The sequence below is a fragment of the Vicinamibacteria bacterium genome (assembly GCA_035620555.1).
Taxonomy (GTDB): Bacteria; Acidobacteriota; Vicinamibacteria; order Marinacidobacterales; family SMYC01; genus DASPGQ01.
Genome location: DASPGQ010000072.1, coordinates 1 through 3,623, shown reverse-complemented (window position 1 = coordinate 3,623; position 3,623 = coordinate 1). Strand labels below are relative to the sequence as shown.

The 3,623-nt window shown below is 63.9% G+C and carries 3 protein-coding genes; all 3 read right to left on the bottom strand.

Annotated elements, in window-relative coordinates; translation table 11 throughout:
• Positions 1-305: 305 nt before the first annotated feature.
• Positions 306-2,207, bottom strand: a complete 1,902-nt coding sequence (locus VEK15_02730) for a TRAP transporter fused permease subunit (GenBank protein ID HXV59583.1) — start codon at positions 2,205-2,207, stop codon at positions 306-308.
• Between the two features lie 6 nt (positions 2,208-2,213).
• Positions 2,214-3,212, bottom strand: coding sequence for a TAXI family TRAP transporter solute-binding subunit (locus tag VEK15_02725; protein ID HXV59582.1), 999 nt, complete (start codon positions 3,210-3,212; stop codon positions 2,214-2,216).
• A 102-nt stretch (positions 3,213-3,314) separates the two neighbouring features.
• On the bottom strand, positions 3,315-3,623 hold a 309-nt coding region (locus VEK15_02720; GenBank protein ID HXV59581.1), incomplete at its 5' end, for a hypothetical protein.

The window sequence follows — 3,623 nt, the reverse complement described above, 5'->3', positions numbered from 1 at the left end:
GTGGATGTGCGGCTGTTCGGTCCGGGTGAGCGGATCGTCTTCCTGCCATACACCAAGGAGATGTACGAGCAGACCGGGGCCTGGATGCGGGAACGAGGATTGTTCGAAGTGGAATCTCCCCGCGCGCCCTATGGCGAGTCGGTACGCTTCTAAGAACCCGTGCCTTTGAAAAGGTGACGGGTCCGCGCTCGCGGAAGACGATTCGACTTCCCATTTACCGCACGCGGCTCCGAGCGACAGAGCGATTCCGACCACCAGTCCGAATGACACACGATTCATGGAAGCCCCCTTGGTTCGGCGGAATTTTACCGATCACGCCGCCTCAGATCGAGCCAGACGACGGTCGCGGCAACGAGCAGGCCGCTCGCATTGAGAACGCGCGCGTGGCTCACCGAGCCGAGCGGAATGAACAGCGAGAGGGCGGCGACGCCGAGCGCCCACCGTGCGCGGCCCGATAGCGGGCCGGTAACGAAGCCTCGGAGAGCAGCGCTCAGGGCGAACATCCCCGCGAGGGCCGTGGCGAAGTCCACCGCCATGCGCCACCACTCCCCCTCCCCGAGCAGAGACGGGGAGAGAACGAAGGCGAATGGCACGATGAAAGCCACGAGACCGAGTTTCATCGCTTCCCACGCGGTTCGCATCGCTCCGGCACCGGCGATCGTCGCCGCAGCGATCGCGGCGATCGCCACCGGTGGAGTGATGAAGGAAAAGACTCCGAAGTAGTAGATGAAGAAATGCGCCGCGATGGGAGGAACACCCATCTCGACGAGCGCCGGAACAACCAGCGCGACCTGCATGAAGTAGATTGCGATTCCGGGAAGGCCCATTCCGAGAACGATGCTGATAAGCGCCGTCACGACGAGAAAAAACAACAGACTCGATCGACCGAGCTCCAGCAGAGGCAGCGAGAGGGTAAACCCAAGACCGGTGAACGAGGCGCTCCCCACGATGAGGCCTACCGCCGCCCCGATCACGAGTAGCTCCACAATGGACATTCCGATGCGCTCGAACGCCTCGAGCCAGAACGAAGGCGGCTTGTCTCGCACGAGCCACGCTCCGGCGACGATCAACACCGCCACCGAGACGATTCCGGCCCTGGCCGGTTCCCAGGATCGTCCCACCAGCAAGAAGACGAGCACCGGAGCGGGGAGAAGAAAGGGCCACCCTTTTCGCAGGACGCCGGCGAGCCGCGGCAGCTCGGCTCGGGAAAGGCCTCGGATACCCGCCCGACCGGCCTCGAGATCGACTTGCACGAGAATCGCCCCAAAATACAAGACCGCGGGAAGACAAGCAGCCAATACGACACGGGCGTAAGGAATCTCGAGGTATTCCGCCATGAGGAAAGCGACGACACTCATCACCGGCGGTGTGACCAGGCCCCCGGTGGAAGCCGCGGCCTCGACCGCCCCCGCGACCTCCGGCCGGTAGCCCATTCGCTTCATCATCGGGATCGTGACCGAGCCGGTGATGACCACGTTCGCGACCGCCGAGCCTGAGATGCTTCCGAAGAGAGCGGAGCCGATGACCGCCGCCTTCGCGGGCCCACCTCGAAACCGCCCCATGGCGGCGGTGGCAATATCCGCGAAGACCTGTCCTCCGCCCATCACGAAGAGAAGCTGGCCGAAGAGAACGAATACGAGCACGACGGTGGCAACGACCGAGAACGCCAGTCCGAGCACGCCGTCCGGCCCGAGGAAGAGCTCCGTCGTGAGTCGGCTCCAAGGGATGGAGCGGGCGCGGACCACCTCGGGAAAGAGATCGGCGCTGGCGGCGTAGAAGACGAACCCGAGGCAGACAAAGGGGAGCGTCAGGCCATAGAAACGACGACAGGCTTCGAGCACCAGCAGAATGGTGATCGCTCCCAGCAGGACCTTGTCCGTCGTCGGAAATGGCACCTGATAGGCGATGCGGGGGTACCAGAGCACAACGTAAACCCCGACCGCGCCGGCAAGCACCGCGAGAACGACGTCGTACCAGGGCACCGCCTCGTGGCGCTGCGAGACCCGCGCGGGAACCTTGAGAAACGTCACCACGAGCGTCCCACCGAGCAAAGCGCCAAGCGTCTGCTGCGGAAAGACGCTCAGACCCAGCGTGGATAGAACGTCGAGGCTCAGCAGCGACCCGGCGAGGACGATAGCGATGAGTACGGCTTTGATCAGCGCCTCGGCGAACGCCGGAAGCCGACGAGAGCGTTCACTCGCTGCCAATCCGGACTACTTCAGGTGATCGCTGAGCGCTTTGTGAGCCGCCTCGTGCTCGGGCGTCCACTCGCCGATTTCCTTCAAGAACCGAATCGTGCCGTCGTGGAAGGGGATCGTGACCTTGGCATTCACCATATGCTCGTGGGTCCAGCGCTCGAAAAAGGGATGCACGCCGCGAAGCGATGCCATGTCGTTCCATAGCAATCTCACCAGGCGATGGACGACATCGGCGCTCACGTCCACATTCGCGGTCACATAGGCTTCCTTGCCCGCCAGCCACATGTCCTCTTCGATGCCGACCGCGGAGCCGGATGGGACCGGAACCGCGTGGAACCCCGGTTCGGCGTCCCACATGCGCTCGGAGATCTCACGCCCTCCCGGCAGAGAGAGAAACCGGACTCCATCGAGACTCGCGTCCGCCTGCTGCACCAGTCCGCTTCCCACCGAGCCGATGGCCGCGTCGGCACGACCCTCGATGAGCGCCTGAATCCCGTCGCGGAAGCTGGCGACGGGCAGCACGTCGAGGTCTTCCCAGCCAAGCCCCACGGTGCCCAGCATCGCAACGCCGTCGTGGTACATCGGACGGGCGTTGGGATACTCGCCGGGCACACGCGCTCCTTTCAAATCCGTGAGCGTTCGGTACTGGGAGTCGCGACGCACGACGAAGCCCAAGAGGAGCGGCGGCCCCGGTAGGAGAAGCCGGAGTTTCCTCTGCGGCTGACCTTCGTAGTGCCGCAAGCCTCGTGACGAGAGATGAGCCGAGTCCGATGCGCTCACGCCGATCTCGGCATCTCCGGCACCGACGAGAGCGTCCATTCCCGACGTGACACGAACGCGCGCTTCGGTACCGGTTCGTTCGGTTACGAGCTTCGCGATTCCCGTGCCCAGGGCGTTCAGAACACTCCCTGGCTGTCCGACGGCGATGACCAGCATCGAATCGCTCGTCGAATCCGCAGGCCTGCAGGTCGGGAGCGCTATCACGAAAACGAGGACGATCCGCCCGAAACGCATCGCCGGAGAAGATAAGACAGCGCTCGGATCCGATCAACCCGTACCGCGGTTTCACAATAGCTGTCCGACGATTCTAGTCACGATCGCTGTCGAGTGAGTCAGTCAATGCCGACGGCGCGCGCGCATCGGATACTTCTGTCGTGACTCGATGAGGTCCAGCCCGTTGCGCACGAGGCTTCTGAGCTCGGGCGACGGGTCGAAATCGAGGGCTTCGATCAAATGCTGATAGGCGGCCGTCGGCTCATCGAATGCGTGCAGTTGAACGAGCCCCGCGTAGGCGTGCGCCTCGGCCGCACCCGGCCCGGTGGGATAGTCCCTCAGATGACGCTGGTAGATCGTGAGCGCTGCGCGCGGATGGCCGTTTTGCGCGAGCCAGGTCCCGAGCAGGATCGACTCGTTCGGTCCCAGAAG

Excerpts from the sequence above, each read along its gene's own strand:
- VEK15_02725 (HXV59582.1), bottom strand. The coding sequence starts at position 3,212 with ATGCGTTTCGGGCGGATCGTCCTCGTTTTCGTGATAGCGCTCCCGACC.